The 21,330-nt window shown below is 66.3% G+C and carries 4 protein-coding genes (1 of these 4 only partly in view); 2 read left to right on the forward strand and 2 right to left on the reverse strand.

The window, feature by feature from the left end; genetic code table 11:
- On the forward strand, nt 1–14,888 hold the final stretch of the coding sequence (locus AB0D67_RS29090; protein ID WP_362942835.1) for a UvrD-helicase domain-containing protein. Its footprint begins 18,310 nt before the window's first position; 14,888 of the gene's 33,198 nt are visible here — the last part of the coding sequence; its start codon lies beyond the left edge, outside the window; the stop codon is at nt 14,886–14,888.
- 197 nt (nt 14,889–15,085) lie between these two features.
- Nucleotides 15,086–15,244, forward strand: coding sequence for a hypothetical protein (locus AB0D67_RS29095; RefSeq protein WP_362942838.1), 159 nt, complete (start codon nt 15,086–15,088; stop codon nt 15,242–15,244).
- A gap of 106 nt (nt 15,245–15,350) precedes the next feature.
- Here the strand turns inward: AB0D67_RS29095 and AB0D67_RS29100 are convergent, their stop codons facing one another.
- Together AB0D67_RS29100 and mobF are read right to left on the reverse strand one after the other, a co-directional pair.
- Complete coding sequence (locus tag AB0D67_RS29100; RefSeq protein WP_362942841.1) at nt 15,351–16,427, reverse strand: hypothetical protein; 1,077 nt, start codon at nt 16,425–16,427, stop codon at nt 15,351–15,353.
- A 292-nt stretch (nt 16,428–16,719) separates the two neighbouring features.
- The gene (gene mobF / locus AB0D67_RS29105) at nt 16,720–21,240 is read right to left on the reverse strand and encodes a MobF family relaxase (protein ID WP_362942844.1); all 4,521 of its coding nucleotides are present in this window, start codon (nt 21,238–21,240) and stop codon (nt 16,720–16,722) included.
- Nucleotides 21,241–21,330: the final 90 nt, after the last annotated feature.

Genomic DNA, 21,330 nt, shown 5'->3' on the forward strand with positions numbered 1-21,330 from the left:
CTTTCCTGATCACCACCGCTGGCCTGCCCGATCCGGCAACTATCCTGCGTGCCGGATCTGCTCCTGCCGGTGCCCCCGAGACGAATATCGCCGACGACGCCGCAGCCGACGAGGTGGCGGTTGAACGGCCATCGGCGCTGAACGACGTCAACAATGCAGCAAGTGCCGGGCTGTCACGGGCAGAAGTCCCGGCCGCGGGCGCCGATCCACAGGACCGGCAGACGCTCCCCGCCGCACTCGCCGAGCAGGCCGCAGCAGCTGAACCTGTCCTGCCGCCAGCAGGTGCGATCGGTTTCAGCCGCGACACTCTGGACATCGGTGACTTCATCGAGGTCGACGGCGTGTGGCACCGTGTCCGGCGGCTCAACACCCTGTCGGTCACCGCCGACAATCAAGCAGGCGCCTCCCCCCGCCACAGCTATGACCGCATCGGCCGGGTCCGCCGTCCCCACCCGGACGGCACCGCTCCCACCGGCCCCCGCTGGATGCGCCAGGCCTTTGCCCTACCTATTGACGCCGTCCGGCACGCTCGCCGCCACTCCGACGACCAGCACCTGACCTACCGCGTCTACCGGCGCGACAACGTGTTCGTCGCCGACACCGAGCCCACCGACCGGCCGCACTACACAATCGACCAGGGCATATGGGCCCGCGTCGTCAACAACACGGCCGAGCCGGTGTCCGGGCCGCCCGATTGGAAGGCCCTGACCGAGCTAGCCGACAGCGTCGCGGCGGCTCCCGTCCCACCGGCTTCAGTGGATCCCGCCCCGGAGCAAGCCGCGCCGGCGAGTGCCGCCGCCAGCGAAGGCACCGCCGCCACCCCTGCCGTCCCCAGCGAAGCCGGCGACCCCGCCGTACCGGAGCAGCTGCGATCGGCTGAGGAGCTACAGCAAGCCTGGCACGACGCTCACCAGCACATCTACGAGTGCACACCGGACGCCTGCCCGGCCGGCCCCTTGGCCGAGGACCTCCTACCGGATCTGCAGCACGCGCTGAAGATCGACGATGCGCTCGCCCGGCGCAGCATCCCCAACGGCCAGCATGAGGTGATCTGGGATGATGAGGTCCAGGGGTTCGGTGTCAGCTGGCGCCCGGACCGGCGCAGGCGTCGCTGGACGGTGTACGTCAAGGCCGATGGCGGCGGCATCTTCCCGATCATGTACGGCGATGCGTGGGCCGACGCCGGACTTCGTCTGACCAGCGCCACGCCCGTCGACGAGGTCGCCGCCCGCTTCCACGGCTTGTTGATCCGGCGCGCCGGTCTGACCGATTCCACCTTCTCAGCCGCTGAGGCCTCTCCTCCACCGGTACTGGAGGCCTCTCCTGTACTGGCGTCGGAAACGGCGGAATCGGCCAGCAGCCTGGCCCCGCCACAGGCGGTCGCGCTTGCGGCCGATTCCGAGGACATGCCTGCACCGCCCGGCCCCCTGGCACGCCAACTCGTCATCAGCGACACCAGCACCCCGCCGACGGTGTCGGGCACCGCCTTCAATGACCCACCGGCGCTGCGTCAAGCCCTCAAAGACAACCGCTTCGGGTGGAAGAAGGAGCGTCGGACATGGGTCTATGAAGGCCCCCCGAGTGATACCGGCCGTCATCTGGCCGAACTGCGCGCGGCCATCGCCAAGCTGGACCGCCAGCATGCCCGCAACGCCGCAGCGGCCAAAGCCAAAGCCGAGGCGGCCAAAGCCAAACCGTCCTACCCGCCCACCGCCCAGCAGCAGGCCATCATCGACGCCTGCATGCAAGGCTTGGACGCCGTCGTCCCGGCTCTGGCCGGCACCGGCAAGACCTCCACGCTGCGCCTGGTCGCGCACGCGATGGCCGAGGCCAACCCGACTAAGAAGATCGTCTACTTCGCGTTCAACCGCGCCATCGCCGATGAGGCGCAAGGCGTCTTCCCCGGCAACGTCACCGCCAACACCGCGCACTCCTTCGCCCGGGCCGGGCTGATCGACGGCACCTACAAAAAGAAGATCAAGAACGTGGACAAGGGGGTGCGGCTACCCGCCGAGCAGGCCGCTCTGCTGGGAATCCCCGCGGTCTTCATCGCCGACGGCCAGGAGGTCACCGGGGAGGAAGCCGCCCGGCTGGCGATGGCGACGGTACGGCGCTACCGCGAGAGCGGCGATGAGCAACTCAGCGCCAAGCACCTGCCGCATGACCTGCCCCAGACCTCCCAACTGGCGGCCGCGGTGTTGGAGTACGCGCATGCCGCCTGGGCCGACATCACCGACCCGGCCGGGAAGCTGCTCTTCGAACACGACGACTACTTCAAGCTCTGGGCTCTGGGCCAACCGCTTCTGCCCTACGACATCATCTTCTTCGACGAGGCGCAGGACATCAACGGCGTCCTGATGAAGGTCATCAAAGCCCAACCGGTGCAGACCATCGTGGTGGGCGACTCCAACCAGAGCATCTACGGCTTCCGCGGCGCCATCGACGCCCTGGAGGGCTGGCCCGCCGATGTGACGCTGCCGCTGACGCAAAGCTGGCGATTCGGCCCCGCCGTCGCCGCGGCCGGAAACCGGTTCCTGACCTTGCTCGGCTCGCCGTTCCTGCTGGAAGGCAACCCCTCACTGGACACCCGCATCGGCGAGGTGCCCGAACCGGATGCGGTGCTGTGCCGGACCAACGCCGGCGCGATCGCGATCGTCGTGGAGAGCCTGGAAGCGGGCAAGCGGGTGGCCATGGTCGGCGGCGGCGAAGCCCTCAAGGGCATCGCCCGCGCGGCCCAGGACCTGAAAAGGGGCCGCCGGACCAAGCACCCGGAGCTGGCTGGCTTTCGCACCTGGGATGCCGTGCGTGAGCACGTGCGCAACGATGACGACAACCAGTCCTTGAAAGTGTTCGTGAACCTGGTGGAGCGCTACGGCGCCGAATCGCTGATCCAGACTCTCGATCGGCTGGTCGATGAGAACGTCGCCGATGAGGAGCTGGCGGCGCAGCTGGTGGTCTCCACCGCGCACAAGGCCAAGGGCCGCGAATGGGACCACGTCAAGATCGCCAATGATTTCCGGGTGCCCAACTTCAGCCAGGACAACGGGCCGATCGTCATGCCCTCGGCGGAAGACCTCCGGCTGGCTTATGTGACGGTCACCCGGGCACGGCACAGCGTGGACCTGGGATCGCTGGGGTGGATCCTCAACGATCAGCTCGTGGCCGAGGTCAGGGCCAAGCTGTCTGAAGGCCGCAGCCTCGAGCGGCCGATGCCGGCCGTTCCGCAAGCGGCGCAACAGCAGGCCTCCATGGCCGGTGAATCAGCACAGGTGCACGACGCTTCTTCGGCCGCTGCTGATTCCCCGAAGCACCGCACCGGCGTTGCTCCCGCTGAAGCGCCGATAGCAGCCCGCCACGCCGAACCTTCGCGCCCCGGCCTCGACGATCAAGCCGCTGTCCCCGTGGCATCCTCGGGGTCCTGGCCCGCACCACACGGCGGCCACGCCGAACAAGAGAAGCTCCGTCGTCAGCATCGGCAGCAGGCCGACGAGCGTGCCCGGGCGTTGCCCGAGCGCATCGCCGCGTTGCCGGATCCGACCGGTGCTCAGCAGGCAGCCGGGCGGCGCATGGCCGAACTGCTGGTCTCCATCACGGCCGAGGATGCCTTCGAGGTGCCCGACTCCTGGGCGGTCGTCTCCGACTACCTCAGCGATGCTGGCCAGCGCGGCGTTGACGGCGCGGAAGCCCTGTATACCGAGGTCGTCGCCCTGCTGGAGCAGGAAGGGTACGAGACGCCCAGCCCGCAGCTGCGCCGCCAACGGGCGTCCTGGGCCGCCATGTCCGATGCCGAGCTTCTGCAGGCCTACATCGACACCCCGACCGACCAGCCCGCTGCCCGCGAAGGCATCGAACAGGTGCTGCACGCGCGCGGCTGGGATGCCGCCTCCGCCCAACCGCACCGCGGGAGCGCGCATCACCTCACCGACGCCCAGCATCCTTCCGAGGCGCTGGTGGGCCGGCGCGTGGCCTACAACGACGGCACCACCCGGGTCCTGGGGTTGCTGGCCCGTGACGTCGACGGTGACTTCGTGCTCACCAATCGCTCTGACGGAGATCGCAGCAGCATCTACCTGAATGCAGGCGATTTCATCGGCCTCGTCGCTGCCGCTGACCCGACGCTGGCCCACCTGGAGCCGCAGGAGTTGCTCACGCCCGAGCTGGCCGCGCGCTTGGCCGGCCTTGAACAATTCATGCAGCAGTTGTGGGAGGACGGGCGCCGGTTCGACGATCCGGAGTTTCGCCGGTGTTTCCTCGATCACCGCCGGGCGGCTGAGCTCTGGCAGGAGCGTCCCGATCGGAGTACCCCAGAGCCGGTCATCACCGACCTGTTGCCGCTGCCTGAGCTGGGGCTGGAGTCGCCGGCGTCGAGGGTGGGGTATGAGCATGAGACCGCCCACGACGATGGCGTTGGCGCCCTCTCTGCATCGCCCAGCGCTGGCCGGCATCCGGCGTCAACGGCCCGCCGGCGCTCCCCCGGCCCGGGGAGCGCCTCGCCGGGTGCCACTATGGACGGTCCAAGCGCATCTTCCGAAGGTAAGGATCACATCGATGGTGATGAACCGGTACGGGATCAAAGCCCTGAAACACTGGCAGAAGTGGCTGCCGGCGCTTCTGGAGACGATTCCGAACCCGGAGGAGTTCTTCACCGATCTGGGCGAGCGGGCGGCAGAGGAGATCGAAACCCTGGTACAGAGCAGCCCGCCTCCCTCCAGCGACAGCTTCATGGAGAACCTGGGTCGGGCGAACATGACCCGTCACCTGGCCGAACAGCAAGTGATGCAGACGCTGATCCTGGTGGATCCCGAGGACGAGCAGCGGATCCAGGCTCTACTGGACTGATCCGATTTACCCCGCGCACCCAAGACGATCTCGCCCCATCCGGGGACATGGCTCGGGTGCGAGCCAACCTGCGGGCCTTGGAACTGCTGCAACGCCTGCAGCGCGAGGCACGCCCCGCCACCGCCGATGAGCAGCAGATCCTGGCCCGTTGGTCAGGATTCGGCGCGGTGGCCGAGAAGGTCTTCAAAGAACGGCACGTCGATTTCGACTTCGCCCGCGAAGCGCTGGAACGGCTGCTGACGACCGAGCAGATCGCTGAGCTGCGCCGCAGCACGCAAAACACTCACTACACCGACGCCGCGATCGTGCGGCAGATGTGGACGGCTCTGCGCCGTCTGGGCTTCGACGGCGGGCTGGTGCTGGAGGCCGGCTGCGGCATCGGCAACTTCATCGGCCTATCGCCTACCGACACCGCGCATCCCACCACGATGGTGGGCATCGAAAGGGAATCGATCGCTGCCGACATCGCCGCGGCGCTGTATCCAGATGCGATCATTCGCAACGAGAGCTTCGCCGACACCCATGTGCGGGCCGGGACCTTCGATGCCGCGATCGGCAACGTACCGTTCGCCTCCACCGCGCTGAGCGATCCCCGCTACAACGCCGGTCGCCATTCCATCCATAACCACTTCATCATCAAGTCACTGCGGTTCGTCCGCGAGGGCGGCATCGTCTGCTTCATCACCTCCCGCTACACCATGGACGGGACGACCAAGGGAGCGGCGGCCCGCGCCGAGATCGCCCAATACGCCGATCTGGTGGCCGCCATCCGGCTGCCGAATGGCGCCCACCAGCGGGCAGCTGGCACCGACGTGGTGACCGACGTGCTGGTCTTCCGGCGTCGCGAAGCCGGCCGGGAGCCGGATCCGGTGGCCTGGCACAACACCGTGACATTGGAACGCGATGGCCAGAGCATTGAGATCAACGAATATTGGCGCGACCACCCAGAGATGGTGCTGGGTGAGTTCGGCATCGGGCACGGCTCCCACCATGAGGCCGAATTGCAGGTCCGGCCGACCGGGGATCTGGATGCGGCGCTGGCGACGGTGCTGGAGCGCGTCGTGGCCAGCGCGGCAGAGCGCGACCTGACGGCCAGCGCCCGCCCGGACACGGCTCCGCCGGTGAATCTGGACGAGGTGCGGCTGGGCAACACCCGCGAGGCCCGCTTCGAGGGCTTCATCACCGCTCGCAGCGATGGTACCTTCACCCGGGTCGTCAACGGCTTCGACGAGCCCCTCACCGTGCCCAAGAGCCAGATCAAAGAGTTCCGGCAGTTGCTACGTCTGCGTGACACCGCGGTGGCGCTGCTGGAAGCCGAGGCGGCCACCGCAGAGACCACCCCGGAGATCGACGCGCTGCGCCAACAGCTCAACCACCGTTATGACGCCTACCAGGCCACCTACGGGTTCCTCAACCGCAGCACCATTCAGCATCGCACCAACAAGCAGACCGGACAGGTCACCGAGATCAAGCGCCGCCCCGCGGTACTCACCCGGCTGCTACTGGATCCTTTCGGCGCCACCGTTCAGGCGCTGGAGCGCTTCGACGCCACCACCGAAACCGCCACCAAGGCCGACATCTTCCGCCGCCGTGTGGTTCCATTCCGTACACCGCGCACCCACGCCGACACCCCGGCAGACGCGCTGGCCATCTGCCTGGACGCTCACGCCGAGGTTCGGCTGGAGGTGATCGCGCGCCTGCTCGGCCTCGACGGAGAGCAGGCCGCCCGGGAGGCGCTGGGCACTTTGGTCTTCGATGATCCCGACAGCAGGGAGCTGGTGCCGGCCCCGGCGTACCTGTCGGGAAATGTGCGCGTCAAACTCAAGCAGGCCCAGCAGGCCGCCGAACGCGACCCGGCGTTTCAGGTCAACGTCGACGCCCTGACCGCGGTCATCCCCGAAGACCTGGGCCCGGCCGAAATCGAGGCCCGTCTGGGCTGCATCTTCGTCCGACCCCACTACGTCCAGCAGTTCCTGCGCGAGCTGCTGGACGATGAGAACCTGACCGTCACCCGGGAGAAGGGCTCCTGGAAGGTCCAGGGCGATAGCCGCTCCAGCGTGCTGGCAACCAGTACCTGGGGAACCAAGAAGGTGCCTGCCGGCCGCCTGGCCGAGACATTGCTCAACCTGCGTGCCATCCGCGTGACGAAGAAGTCCCCAGAGGACAAGGTAGTTCCCGATCATGAGGAAACCGAAGCCGCCCAAGCCAAGGCTGAAGACCTCAACGAGCGCTTCAGCACATGGGTATGGGAAGACGTACAACGCGCCGATGACGTCGCACGCCTGTACAACTGGCACCACAACGCGATCGTGCTGCGCAGCTACGACGATGTGCAGCTGTCGCTGCCCGGGCTGAACGAGACGATCACTCCGCACCCCCACCAGATCGCCGCGGTCGCCCGGATGATCTATGAGCCGTCAGTGGGCCTGTTCCATGACATGGGTGCCGGCAAGACCCTAGAGCAGATCATCGGGGTCATGGAGCTCAAACGACTCGGTTTGATCAACAAGCCGGTCATCTGCGTTAAGAACCATATGCTGAACCAGATCCGCGATGAGTTCCTGTGGGCATATCCGCAGGCGAGGATCCTATGTGCCGACAATGATGACCTTGCTGATCGTTCAAGCAAAGAAACCATTCCCGGAAAACGCCAGCGGGAGTTCATCGCCCAGTGCGCCACCGGCGACTGGGACGCCGTCATCTTGACCCGCTCGGCATTCGAGAAGATCGCCATGACCGAAGACTCCCAAAAGGAGTACCTCACGTGGCTGAATGAGATGGTCGCAGCCGCTACAGAAGCGGCCGAGGGCGAATCCGACGAGCGCAGTATTAAGGAATCCGCCACCGCGCTGGAAAAATTCGAGGAGCGCGCCAAAGACAAGCTAGCGCACACCAAGTACGGCGGCCTGTCGTGGGAGCACACTGGAATCGACTACATCTGCTACGACGAATCCCAAGACCTGAACAACTTGTTCACCCCTTCCAACGTCCAAGACCAGATGATCCCCGGTTCGGCTCGCGCGTTCGACGCCGAGATGAAGATCCGCTACACCCGCGCCCGCTACGGCAAACGGGTCGTCACCTTCGCCACTGGCACACCTGTTACCAACAAGATCATTCAGATCCACGTCGTGGAGCGCTTCCTGCGCCCAGACCGACTGGAGGAGGCTGGGTTCGACACCCCGGACTCCTGGCTGGGCACCTACGCCACGCAAAAGACCCGGCTGGAGTTGAAGGCCAACGGTGCTTATGAGCCCAAGAGCCGCTGCACTCAGCTGGTCAACGTCCCCGAGTTGCTGCTTACCTACCACGAAGTCGCCGACATCAAAGGCTATGACGATCTGGGCTTGGAACGACCTGCTCTCACCGGCGGAGCCCCTGAGATCATCCCCATCCCGCCCTCTGCCGAGCTCTTGGATTACCAGGCCGGTGTGCTGGAACCGCGCTACCGCGCCGCCAAGGGCGCTCGCCGTGAAAAGGGGATGGACACGGTCGTCTCCGTCATTCAAGACGGCCTTAAAGCCGCTCAACATCTCGGGTTGGTCTACCGCGGTACCAAAGAACCGCAAAAATTCAGCTTCATCGCCGAGGAAATCTACCAGCAGTGGCTGCTCCATAAAGACGACGACCACTACGTCACCAAGGAGGGCGAACCGGATCCGGTCAAGGGCAGCTTGCAGCTGGTGTTTTGCAACATGGGTGTGCCCGGTGGAGCCAGCCTTGACCTTTATGATGAGCTGCGGGAGCGACTGGTCTCCAAGGGAATGACTCAGGAACGGATCCGTTTCATCCATGAGGCCACCAACCGGCGACAAAAGGCAGAACTGTTTTCCGCTTGCAATGCCGGCCATGTCGACGTGCTGATCGGCAGCACCGAGAAGATGGGTGTCGGCACCAACGTCCAAAAGAGGGTTATTGGCATCCACAAGGTCCATGGACACTGGCGGCCCGACTACCATGAGCAAGAAGACGCCCGTGGACGCCGTCAAGGAAACCAGAACTCAGAGATATTCATCAAAATCTATCGGACCCAGCGCTCCTACGAACCATTCCGCGATCAGGCTTGCGAGCGTAAATCCGACTTCTTGAAGTACTTGAAGAAGCGCGATCCGAGCGTACGCACCTTGGAAATCCCTGACGGGGACACCATCATGTACGCGCAGATCGCCTCAGTCGGCGCCGACGATCCCCGCATCATGGAAAAAGCACAACTGGAAGCCGATCTCAAACAACTGAAGCGACGCCGCAGCCAGCACGCCCGGGATCAGAACAACCTCCGCCTCACCATCGCCAAACGCGAGGACGAGATAAATACTCGGAAACGAAGAATAGGCGTCATCAACAAAGCGATCGATAGGCGCATCCCCACCGCCGGCAACGCCTTCAGCATGGAAGTCGACGGCGTCACGTACACCAAGCGAACCGAAGCGGCCGAACGTCTTCGCCAGTTGATCACTACCCGCATGAGATATCACAAGAGTTCATCGGTCTACGAGACCGCTGTCGGCGAGATCGGCGGCTTCCGAATCATCGCTCATCTCATGTCCGGCGTGGAAATGTCTGTCATGCTGAGCCTGGAAGACTGTCCGGGGGATTCCGTGTTCCTGGATCACCGGAATCTACCGGGCGGCTCCGGAATCGTCATTAGGCTCGAAAACAAGCTCTCGGCTCTGGAAGAATTACGCGAAGTCGCAGAAAAGCAGGTCGCGGAATTCGAGAATGATATCGTCAACGCTACTGCCTCTATCGGCAAGCCGTTCCGGGAAGCACCGAAGCTCAGCGAGCTGGAAAAACGCCTTAAAGCGCTGGATGAGGAGCTGAAGAAGGATCATGCCAAGGAGGGCGGGACAGCCTCTTCCGGAGGGTCGGTTATGTCACCCGCCCGTGCGGCAGCACATGCCCACGCGCTGACCGTTGCCCAAGGTCTGCAGGCACCTGACGCCGAGGAGTTCGCGACCTGGTTCGCCGCCCGCTACGGCGACCAAGACCCGGGTAAGCAGCCGCTGGTCATGCAGGCCTACACGGAGACCTGGTTGCCGAGCCAACCTGATAGCCACCCGGTCAAACAGCGGCAGCGAGACGGCGGGAAGGCTTCGGCCTCCGTAGGCGATGAGCACACCGAGGATGCTGCACCGGTCGTTGCGGTGGATCGAGGGTCCCCCGACCCGGCGCCGACGGCCCAGCCTGACCGCTCCGCATCCCCTGCCGCGCAGAGCACACTCGAGGAGCGCGTTTACCGGATCACTCCGGCTGACGGCTCGCCGGTGAGTTACCTGCGTGAGCACGAGCTGCTCATCGACTTGTTCCAGGCCGTCAACGACGGTCTGGTGCGCGTGCACATCCCGGTGGCCACCCGCATCGAGGTCGCCTACCTGAAGAATGGCCTGATCGGCGGCGAGGACTTCACCGCGACCGTGCTGGTGCCCGAGCTGGCGGCGCTGTGGCGGGAGGCCAACCCTGCCCCGCCGTCCGCATCCGGTGCCCCGGAGGAATCGCCGGACGTCGAGGTCTATTGGCGCCTGCTGCACAGCGCCAGCCAAGACGAGCAGCTCCGCAGCTACGTCCACGCCCACCCGGACCTTCCGCTGAGCACGCTGCTGTTGCTGGAGCGCTGGACCAACAACCAGTCCCTGGACGGCTTCCCCGACGTGCCCGAGGACTTCCGCAACCGCTACTGGAGCGACCAGGCCTTCCGCGACAACATCGAACAGCTGGCCACGCTGCAGCTGTATCGCGTCTTTACCGACGGGGCCGAGGACCTGGTCTACGACAGCACCCGGCATACCGGTCTCGGGGACGCCTGCCGCGCCGCGGCCGAGCGGGCGCGCATCATCGACCGCGTCTGCTACGTCTTCCCCTCCGATGAGCGCTTCGCTGCAACCACGTTCGCCCCCGCAGGGGGACACCTGGCGATCACCCCTGATGGCCGATGGACCTACCAGCACGCAGGTGCCTTCCTCACACTGGCCGGCGCGCCGCAGCAATTCCCGCCGCCCGTCCGAGAGATGCAAGCGGCACCAGAGGTTGACTACCGGTCACTGGCGGTGCTGCACGACCCGTATGAGTCCGGCGCCGAGATCGCCGCGGGCCGCATCCGGATCCAAAGCGACCTGGTCACCGTCATGCAGACGGCAACGCCTCACCAGGTCACCGAGGAGACGATCGGTGCCGCGATCGAGGAACTGCGCGATCGGCTGGTGCGGCAGGTGACGGCTTTCGCCGCGGGCACCGACCGCGATGCCATCACCACCGCATGCGCCGCCATCAACGCCCTCGCCTCGGCCCTGCATGATGCCGCAGCCGGGGCCCTGGCCCGCGCTGCCAGCCAGATGGCTGAGCACGCCGCCCAGCACGGTGCGCGCCTGTACGCCATCCCGGCCGACCAGGCTGAAGCGCTGATGACCCAGTCGCAAAAGCACAGCGCCACTGACGAGAAGGTCCGTCTCGCGCTCAGGCAGCTGGACGCTCCCCCAGAGCCGTACTTCGACGGCGGAATCAGCTCCTTCGAACGCGAGAAGGTCATCGGACAGCTCCGGACATGGACCTATCTGTACGGCCACTCCAGTACCGCTGACCGGCTGCACGCCGGTGCCCTGAAACTGATCTACCTCACCGTCATGGAAAAGGACGTCGACCGCCGCCAACTACATGTGGCGCTCAAGTGGTGGCATCAGGTCCGCACCTCCGCGCTGCAGGCCGGCCTCAGCTGCCGCGATGACGACGAGCGTCAGTTGCTGTGCGCCATCGCGCGCGGCGCGGCCACTCACCACGCGCGCCTAGACGCCTATCGCCTCGCCGCCGACGACAGCCCCCCGTACGGCAGCGCGGCAGAGTACCTGGCCGGCCTCCAACAGACCGCGGACGCCTACCAGGCCTGGACCACCAGCACAACCGGAAAGCTGCTGACCGCCTCAGGCAAACGCACCCGGGAGGCGAAGCTCGAAGCGGTCGTCGGCGCCGCTCAGCACTTCACCGCCGCCCATTTCGCGGCACGCTGGAATCCCGCCGAGGGCGAGCACACCCTCGATGCTTTCCTTCATGACCACCTCAGCCGAGCTGAGCAGGCCGCGCACAGCGCCTATCAGATCGCCTTGGAGCTGGCCTGGCCCAGCCCGGATAGCTATACCCGACCCGGCCGGGGTGGCTATCAAACCCCCGCCGATCGCGCGCTCCACAAGGCGATGATCGAAGCCTGGTACCGCCACGCAGCACGGATTCGCGCCGTCGGTAATAATCCTGCTTTCCTCGCTGACCTCAAGGCCGCGCTACTCGCCTCTGCCCCGATATCCACTGCGACGGCCCCGTTGGCGCCTTCGGCCGCGTTGTCTTCACCGCAACCCGCCGCAGACGTTGCCGATCTTGAGGTGCACGTGCGGGCCGCTCGCGACGAAATCCTGGCCCTGACACCGGCGGAACCCCGCATCGCCCAAGCGGCACGCGACACAACCGTGCAGAGTCAGCAGGACATACCAGCGGAGGGTGACTCACCCTCCACGCCGTCCCTCTCCTCGGACCGCCTGACCGCAGGAGAGGCCGGCGACACCGTCAAGGAAAGCGACATCAACCGCCCGCCGCACGTCGCCGACGACACCTTCGATCCCCTCACGACCCCTTTGGCCCCATTGCCGGAACGGCCGACGTTCTCCACACTTGCCGAGGCGCGCAAAGCATGCCAGAGACCCCTGCCGGCGTTCAGTACGGCCCTCGCCCCGGGCGGTCGTCATGTCACTGGCAAGGACTACCGGCACAGCCGTCAGATTCGCATCTATCAGCTGCCCGAAGGGAATCTCGTCGACTCTGCGACCTACCCGACCCAAGAGCGCGCGCACCGGGCCGCTCTACGCCTGGTGCGGGAAGAACAGCGTGACGACATTCGCCAGCTGGCCGGGAACGCAAGCCCGGGGCCGTACGCGGACGTCACCTCCGAGGAAGGGGTCGACATCGCGCTGGAGCGGATGCAGCAGGCCGCGGCCGCGATTGAGGAGGCATGGGCAGTGTGGGCGCGTTCATCGGCGCGTACCAACCTGAACAACTCTCGTGCCGGGCGTGCCGCTAACAAGGCGCTGGATGAGGCCTGGGCCCGTCGTCGCCCGCAGGGTGAAAAGCCCGACCATGGGCGGCGCATTCACGGGCATCTGCAAGTGCATCGTGCCGCCCTGGCCGCGCTGAAACAGCTGAACGACGAGGGCACGTCACTTGTCTCAGGTGATGATGCGGCTACGGGTGAGGAACTGCAGCGCTTGGCCCAGCTCACCGGATGGGATGCCCACCGGGCGCTGGCCACGATCGATACCCGGCGTGAGGTCATCGACCAAACCAAGCAGGAGGCCAATCAAGCGGCGGTGGAGGCGGTAGGCCGTACTCTGGCCGTACCGTCCAATGATGTCACCGGCGATGCCGCCGAACCTTCCACGGCACCGCTCAGCGCTGATCCCGTGGAAGGCGAAGAGGGCTACCATTACGCGATCATCAACGAGCGCGTCATCGTCTACGGTCCCGACCACACGCCCATCAGCACGGCCCCTGCATTCGCCTCATGGTCACGTCAGGTGGCGGTCGGAACCGTTGACGGGCAGCGCGTCGCTGGACGCGGCACCGCCGAGTACGCGCGCAATGCCGCCCGCCAGCACCGCGCCAGCACCCGACCTGACGGCGAGCGGGACCGGGTCTGGATCGAGATCGTGCCAGACGAGCAGGCCAAGATAGGTTATGTCGTCGTGGTACGCGGCACTATCAAAAACGACCCCGATGATGTCCGAGCGGTCAAGACGGTCGGCCACTTCAAATGGTCGGGCCGGCGCGAGGGATGGGTGAGCGTTCGCACTTGGAACCCCGGTACCTGCGATGCGAACTTCGCGGCGTTGCTGGCCGAGTTCACCGCTCAGAATCGATTCGTCCTCGTCCAGGACCACACCGCCATCACCGTAACCGCCGGTGCGCCCGGCAGCGGGCCGCAGCAGGCGGCAGGAACATCACGCGACCTGGCCGACTCTCCTGGCGAGCACGCGGCACACCCCGTTCCTGCCGAGCAGGAATCCAGCAACGCTGGCAGTGCTCACGACCACGAAGTGCACCTGCTGGCATGTCTGTTCACCGACCCTGGGCAGATTCCTGCGGTCCGCCAGGTACTGGAAGGCCCGGAGGACTTCACCGATCCTGAACTCGGCCGCCTGTACGCCGCCGCGTTGCGACTGCACGACCGAGGCGAGCCCATCGACATCGAGGTCGAAACGCAGCATGCCCCGGTGACCTCCAACGTCGAACAGCTCAAAGCCGCCATGCACGCACTCACCCGCGGGCAGTCCGCTACTGCGCTTCCCCATGCCCTCCAAATAGCCGAACTCGCCGCCACTCGGCTCACCGCCGACTATGCCGCTGCACTATCAGCACCTGCGCGGCCCTACCAGTGGGAAGGACCGGTCTCGGTCGCGCTGGCCCATGCCGCCAGCCGTGCCCACGACAACGGCCAGTCGCATTATGTCTACGGCTACGAAGGGGAAGGCGGTGCTCGTGCCAGCGATACACCCCCGGCCGATACCGGCTACTGGATGGTGACCGCCGGCGGCATCTGGGTGAACCTGAGCGGCTCGTCGATCACCACGATCTCTCCCACTGACCGTGATTTCGATGCCATCCGCAGCCGCCCCGCTGTCGTCACCACCGCGGTCCACGCCGATCTGGAGCGCAAACTCAAGACAGGTAAGCCGTTCCTGCTGGCCTCCTTCGTCATGCCGTTAGCTGCCATGCTCATGGCGACCAGGATCACCAAAGCCCAGCAGAGCTCCTGTGTGGTGTACGAGCGCGAGGAGATGTTCGTCGTGGCGGATGCTCCGCCGCCGGATGTGCGTGCGTACTTCAGCGTGAACTCCGACGGGTCGTGGCTGCAGCACCGCGGCGGCGAGCAGCGCCCTGCCGAGCCGCCGAAGACAGCCGAGGCGTTCACCGCGCTGGCGACCCCGGCCACCATGCCATCCAGCACGAACCACGCCATCTACCAGCCGCCGACGGTCGAGCCTCCGACTACGCCTGGTCCAGGGATGAGCATGTGACTGCTTCGGCTTCCCCTGCACAGGTCGGCAATTCCTCGATATGAGCACGCGGCCACAGCTCGATCGCTTCTGTTCTCAAGGGAAGCAGGCACGCGGGCCGACCGGCCTAACTGCGCCGGCCGGTGATTCGGTTGCGCATGGTGATCACATCCTTCACACTGACGGATACCGATTTTTACGGACATGAGGAGGGGATGATGGGCACCACCCTAAAGATTCTGGGAGTGCTCCTGACGCTCCTCGCTCTCGCCTTCGGCTTCGTCTTCGTCATGTTCGTGCTGGTGTTCGTGGTGGCGATCGGCGCGATGGGCTCCGGTGCGCGAGGGCCGCGGATCCAGTCCTATCACCGCTACTAGCTATGGCCGCAGGCTTCCGCTGAGCCAGCGCAATCCAGCAAGTTGGTCTTCAAGCTCTCATGATCCAGGTGCATCTTCCGGTCACAGTGCTCGCACCGCCACAGATTCACTCGGCGTACCGCGCAGCGAGGCGATCGAAGAAGGTCTCGAGCATCCGTGTGGTGGCTGGCGATTCGGCGAGTTCGGCGCCGCCGAAACGGTAGACCTCATACCCCTTCAACCGCAGGTTGCGGTCCCCGGCCATCATCGCGGCGTACCGGCGCGGGCTGGCTAGGCTGTCATCGCCGGCGTAGTGCTGCTTGCCGTCGCATTCGATGACGATACGCACCTGATGCGGCAGCAGCAGGAGGAAGTCCATGCGCTGACGTTCCAGCGGTGAGGTGCCCGTAAGGTGCCGCTGGCGCGTGTAGGGGTCATAGTGCAGGTAGACCTGAGGGATCAACGCCGGGATATCCGGGCCGAGCCGGATGTAGCGGTCGGCGTAGGTGCGCAGGATCCGCCGTTCAGCGCCGTTTTCGCCCAGCGACTCATCCAGCCGCTGATAGAGACTGCGCGCGACGTCGCGCGGCGACCAGCCGCTCAGGCCTTCCCGGTCGGCCCACCAATCGGTCAGCTCAGTCCAGGTAAGGCCCGCGGTCAACGGCCGGTCGTAGACTAAGCACCCTTGCTCATTTCTGACGATGCGTAGGTCGTTGTTGACCGCGTCGTCGAGAACGATCTCGGGCTTGGGCCCGATGGCGGCGAAGATCAGATTCTTCATCGTTCCGCGCACACCAGATCCGACCCGGCGCGGCGCGAAGATCGGGGCACCACTGACTGCGTCGACTTGAACGAGTTCGTAACCATCGTGGATCAGGTTGTCGTTGAGGAAAGCACGCAACCGCTCGACCTCGGAGAGGTCGAGCCGCACTGCTGGGTGCAGCATCTCTGCCAGGAATGCCAGCAGCGCCTCATCGCCGTCGGCCAAGCCGAACCGTGCGTCCTGGAAGATCCAGTCATCGTCCCAGTCCAGGTTCCCCAACCGGTGCTGGGCGATGTCCTGGGCCGCCGTAGCGAAGCGGGAGTCATAGCTGGGCAGCGCATCGAGATCGTAGATCCTGGCCAGGAATGCCACCTCGTCGAGCGTTCCGCTCCATTGGATCTGCATCTGGACGAGCCCGTTGATGAGTCGGCGGCGGGTCACGTCGGTGATGTACCTGGATGGGGGGATCGCGACCTCCGGCGGAAGCGGTGAAAAGAGGGGCCCTTGCGATGGCCTCGTAGCCTGTCATACCTGCCTGTGGCCCGCGCTGTCCATGCGGAGGCTCATCTACTCCGATGCCTGAGGGCGATATCACGAACGCGCTCAGCAGCCTGGACTCTGGGCTGGAACGCGCCCAGCCCGAGCGGTTGCGGCCTCTGGTCTGCGCGTCCGGCCACGTACCAGAGCCGAGTTGCCGGCTCGCGGAAAAGGTGGTGGCGGTGACGAAGGGCTGCTATAACCGCTGCGCGTGAGCCTCCCCTAGTCCGGTCACCGCATCCGGGATACTTGATGGCTTCATCTCCGTAGGAGCAACCGGTACCCCGCGATCCTCGGGCAGGTCTCCGTCAGCAAAGACGCCGGTAACGCGCGCGGCCAGGCGTCGCACGATTTCATCGGTTTGGGCCTCAGTATCAAGGCTCGCGCGGAGGGCTGCCTCGGCGCGCAGATGCTGTAGCCGTACCGTCAACTCCTGTGCTTGGCGACGTAGCTGTTGCGCTTGTTCGGCGGTGCGCTCGGCGTCATGAATGTCGGTGACGCGCGCTCGCGCCAGCAGTGTCGGCTGCTGCTCGTCGCGTTTCTGCAGGCGGCGCCGGACCGCGTCGAACTGCGAGGCCGGCCCCGCGGCGCGGCGCACCAGGGTGCGGCGGGTGGTGAGCTGGGAGATGCGCTGCCCGCTGACGGTGATCTGTTCCTTGAGCCGCACGGCCTCGCTCGTCGTGCCCGCTCGGATGGCACGGCTCAGCTGCTCGCGCAAGTGCCGCTCCGCGGCGAGCTGGGCATGCAATTCGGCTTCGATGACGGCGAGCTCGTCGATCGCGGTCACGTGCGCGCGCAGGTCCTCGTGCGCGCGCACCACTGCGGCGACGGCCGGCCCATCACCCGATGTGGCACTGTCACGCAGCGCATCGGCCAGCGCATCGGCCTGAGTAGCGGCCTCGTGGAGGGAGGACAGGCCGACGGTGATCTCATCGATCTGCGTCCGTAGCTCAGCGTCGGTGAGCGAGCCGAACAGTCGTTCTTGCCATGGTGCTGCCGTCGGTTCAGCGGCGTTCGGCAGGGGTGACAGAGCGCGCTCGAGGCCGTCCAGGGCCTCGGCCGCCTCGGGATGCAGTTGTCCGATGACCATGCCCGGCAGATGCGCCAGGGCCGCGCGGGCGGCGGCATCCAGTATCGGGAGCGCCAACGCGCCTGGCTGCGCAGGCCGGATCGGGAGCCTCTCGCCGTCGAGGTGCCGCCGGATACGCCACGCCAGGGTACGCGGTAGGCAGCGCACTCCGGTCAGTGGACGTTCAGCGGCTGCGGCGCTGATCAACGGCTCCAGGTCGTGACCGTTCTCGGCCGCTTGGTGCAGGGCACGCGCCAGGACGGGCCACTGCGCATCGACGGTGACGATCGCCGCCCACGGTCCGAGGGCGGCCCGGACCACCTCGGCCAGCGGATCGGGCTGATCGATCCGGCCGCCCGCAGGCGGGAGGGGTATCGCGGGCGGATCGATCGGCGTGATCGTCTCGCCGAGTTCGGTGATGATGAGCCCTTCGTCGCGGTCGTGTTCGAGGGAGTCGACGAAGGCGTTCAGCGACCGGTCGAGTTCCTCGGCCGAGCTACGGGGCAGGCCCAAGGTAGCCCGGCAGTCCTCGTCTTCCAGCGCGGTGCGCGCCAAAAACAGGTGCGCTTCGCGGATGTCGCGCGACAGCGCGGTATAGGTGGCGTTGGCGTGCAGGCCCACACCGTAGGTCAGGGCGTAATGCGCGCTGAGTCCTTGGGTCTTGTGGACGGTCATCGCCATGCCGTACGACAGGCCACCTGCGGCGATGTAGGCGGCGCTGACCCATTCGCGGATCAGCTGGATCTGCCCCCCGGCGCCGCTATGGCGCCACTCGACCTGTACCCCGTTGTGGCGGTCGATGGCGGTGACGATGCCGCGGAAACCGTTGAGCACATCGGCCTGTTGCCCATTGCCGCGCCATTCACGGTACTGGTTCTTACGGATCAGCACGATGTCGCCGACGGTCAGAGCCAGGGTGCCGCCGTCGGCCAGGGCGAAGATGGTGTCGGGGCCGGGCAGCTCGCCGGCGGCGCGGCGGATCGCACGCGCCGACAGGTTCAGCTCGTCCACGTCGGCGTTCTTGCCCGCCAGCATCAGCACCTCGGCGATCGCCTCGTGCACCTGCGGGTACAGGCGGCGGCGCTCGTCCCACATTGCCAGCATGTGTGCCAGTGCCTGCTCGCGGGTGGTGGTGGCGTGTACCCGGCCGTGCTCGGCCCAGGTGCGCAACGCCTCACGCCGGTCTCCGGAGCGCCAGATTTCCAGCGCGCGGCGCTCGACGGCGTCCTGCTGGCGGTAGTTCGTCGACAACGTCAGCCCGCCGATCAGGGTGTGCACCGCGTTGAAGCTGCCGCCCACGCCGGGTGATTGCAGCTGCGCCGGGTCTCCGATACCGATGACCTTGGTGCCGGTCTCGGCGGCGTGCGCGAGCAGGACGGCCAGTTGCCGGTCGTCGACCATCGCGGACTCATCCACGATGAGCACGTCCACACCGGCCAGGCCCGGCCCGTGCTCGATGCGGTTGAGCCATTTGGCGATGGTGTAGGCCGGGATGCCGGTCTCTTGGCGCAGGTTCGCACACGCCACCGCCGCGGTGGAGGTGCCGGCGATCACCTTGCCTTCAGCCTGCCAGGCGATGCGGGCCACCTCCATCAGGGTGGTCTTGCCCGCTCCGGCCACACCGATGACCGCATCCACGCCGTTGCCGGCCAGCGTCAGGCGCTCCAGCACGGCCCGTTGTTCGGCGCTGAGTATCAGCTGATGGGTGATCTGGTAGGTGCCGATGGCCATCTGCAATGTCGCCGGTGACAGCACCGCGCATCCGCTGTTGTGGCGCTGGCGGACTGCGGCGATGATCGCGCGTTCGGCCGCGATGATGTCGGCGGTGGTGTAGCGGTCGCGATGCGTCAGGTGGGCAGGGCCGGTCGATGCCAGTTGAACCGCATACCCGCCGTGCGTGAGCACCAGCTCGGTGAGTTCTTCGGCCTCGGCGCGGGAGGCGACTCCGCCTTGGATCGCATCCGCCACCGCGGCCAGCGCCTGGGCGCTGGTGAAGTCTTTGCGGTGCCCGGTCAGGCCCCCATCCGGGCGAAACAGCCACCGGCACAGCGTGTCCAGATCGGCCGGACCGGTTGCTCCGGCCACCGCCCGGCGGCCACTCAGCCGGTGCGGGGCCATCACATCAGCCATGACCACATCCGGATCCTGGCCTTGCGCTCGCGCCTCGGTCCGCCAGTAGGCGCGCAACCCTGCGGTCGACGTCGTGGTCGCCTCCCGGGTCTTGGCGTTCTTGAGCACCTCGGCCGCGGTGTGCTGCTGGGTTGCGGTGCAGGTGGTGACGTCGATCCCCCACTGCTGAAACAGTGCCAGGATCTCGGTGTTGCGCTTGGAAAACAGCCGGATCGTCTTTTCAGGAACGCCGATGATCTGCCACACCCCGGTGTGGGCGTTGCGCTCCCAGACCATCCCCCACCTCTCGTGGGTGACCTGCCGGATCCGCGCCTGCATCAGCGCATCAACGGCCAGGATGTGCCGAAACAGGTCCCGGCCGCCGGCCGCGATCGTCGACCACTTGCCGTCGGCGCCCTTGCACATGTTGGCGATCGTGACGTGGGCGTGCAGGTGCGGGTCCCCCACCGGTGCCCCGCCGACCGGCCGGGCGGCCCGGTGCAGGTTCACCCAGCCGATGAACCCGCTGCCGTCGACGCGCTCGGCCTGCTCGCCGTTACCGTGATGGCCGCGCATGCCGTAGCACGTCCACGCCTCCGCAGCCGCGATCGCCTCGCTCAGGCAGTCAATGAAGACCTGCTCGACTTCCTCGGCCAGGTCCCCGCGGGCGAAGGCGTACAGCACGCTGAAGGCCTTGGGCAGGTTGATGGTCAGGTCATAGCCCCGGTTGCCGACCGCCACCCGGTCGTGCTCGCGCTCCAGCGCTTCTTCCAGTTCGGTCCGCCCGTACAGGGCTAAGGCGTCGACTCCGGCGGCGTCGGCCAGCGTCAGCAGCGCCGCCACCTTCACGCGGTGGGTGGAGCCGTAGCGGCGCACCTGGCGGCTCATCCGCTCGAAACTGGTCTTCTGCCGCTGTGAGCGCAGCAGGTCAAGCGGGTTGCTGCGGCCGAGAGCGGCGGCGCGGTCGCGGATGGCCTGCAGCAGCGGTGCCGCCGGCAGTTTGGAGCCGGGATGCACGGCCATTTTCGGCTCCACCAGCTGCTCACCTGTCCGCGGATCGAGGCCCTTCATTAGCGCTCGGGCGTCGTCGAACTGCTCTCCCGTCAGCTCGGAGCCCGCCTCGATTCCTATGTCTTTGCAGCCTCCACCGATCCACCACAGCGGGCGTTCGGTATCGCTCATCCGGTAGGTGAGCTGCTCATCGAGTGCGGCGAACGCCGCCAGTACCGATGGCGGATACAGCTGGTGCAGGTCGATGCCGGCCGCCGCGGCGATCTGGATCACCGCGCCGAGGTTCATCTCGACATCGGATCCGTCGCGCTGCAGCCGGGTGGCGGCATCGGTGAACACGTGTCGCTGGCGGTCGGTTTCCAGCAACTGGGCCACCGTTACGCCCATCGCGGCGGCCTTGTCTTGGACGGCTCGGATCAGCGGAGCGGCCGCCAGTTGACCGATGTTGCCGCCGGTGCAGCCGTGCAGTCCGGCGAGGCGGTACTCCACTTGGGCGTCGGAGGGGCCGATGACGGTGATCCACGACACGCCTGGCCTCCACCTCCTACGCTCTGTATATAAATCCCAACGTATCGTCACGAAGTGACCGATACCTTAGCACTGTGATTTTGATCTTTA

It is taken from the genome of Streptosporangium sp. NPDC048047 (genome assembly GCF_040653115.1).
In the GTDB taxonomy this organism is placed as follows: domain Bacteria; phylum Actinomycetota; class Actinomycetes; order Streptosporangiales; family Streptosporangiaceae; genus Streptosporangium.

What these genes read in the sequence shown, in the direction of transcription:
- AB0D67_RS29095 (WP_362942838.1), top strand. Translation starts at nt 15,086, where the DNA reads ATGGGCACCACCCTAAAGATTCTGGGAGTGCTCCTGACGCTCCTCGCT.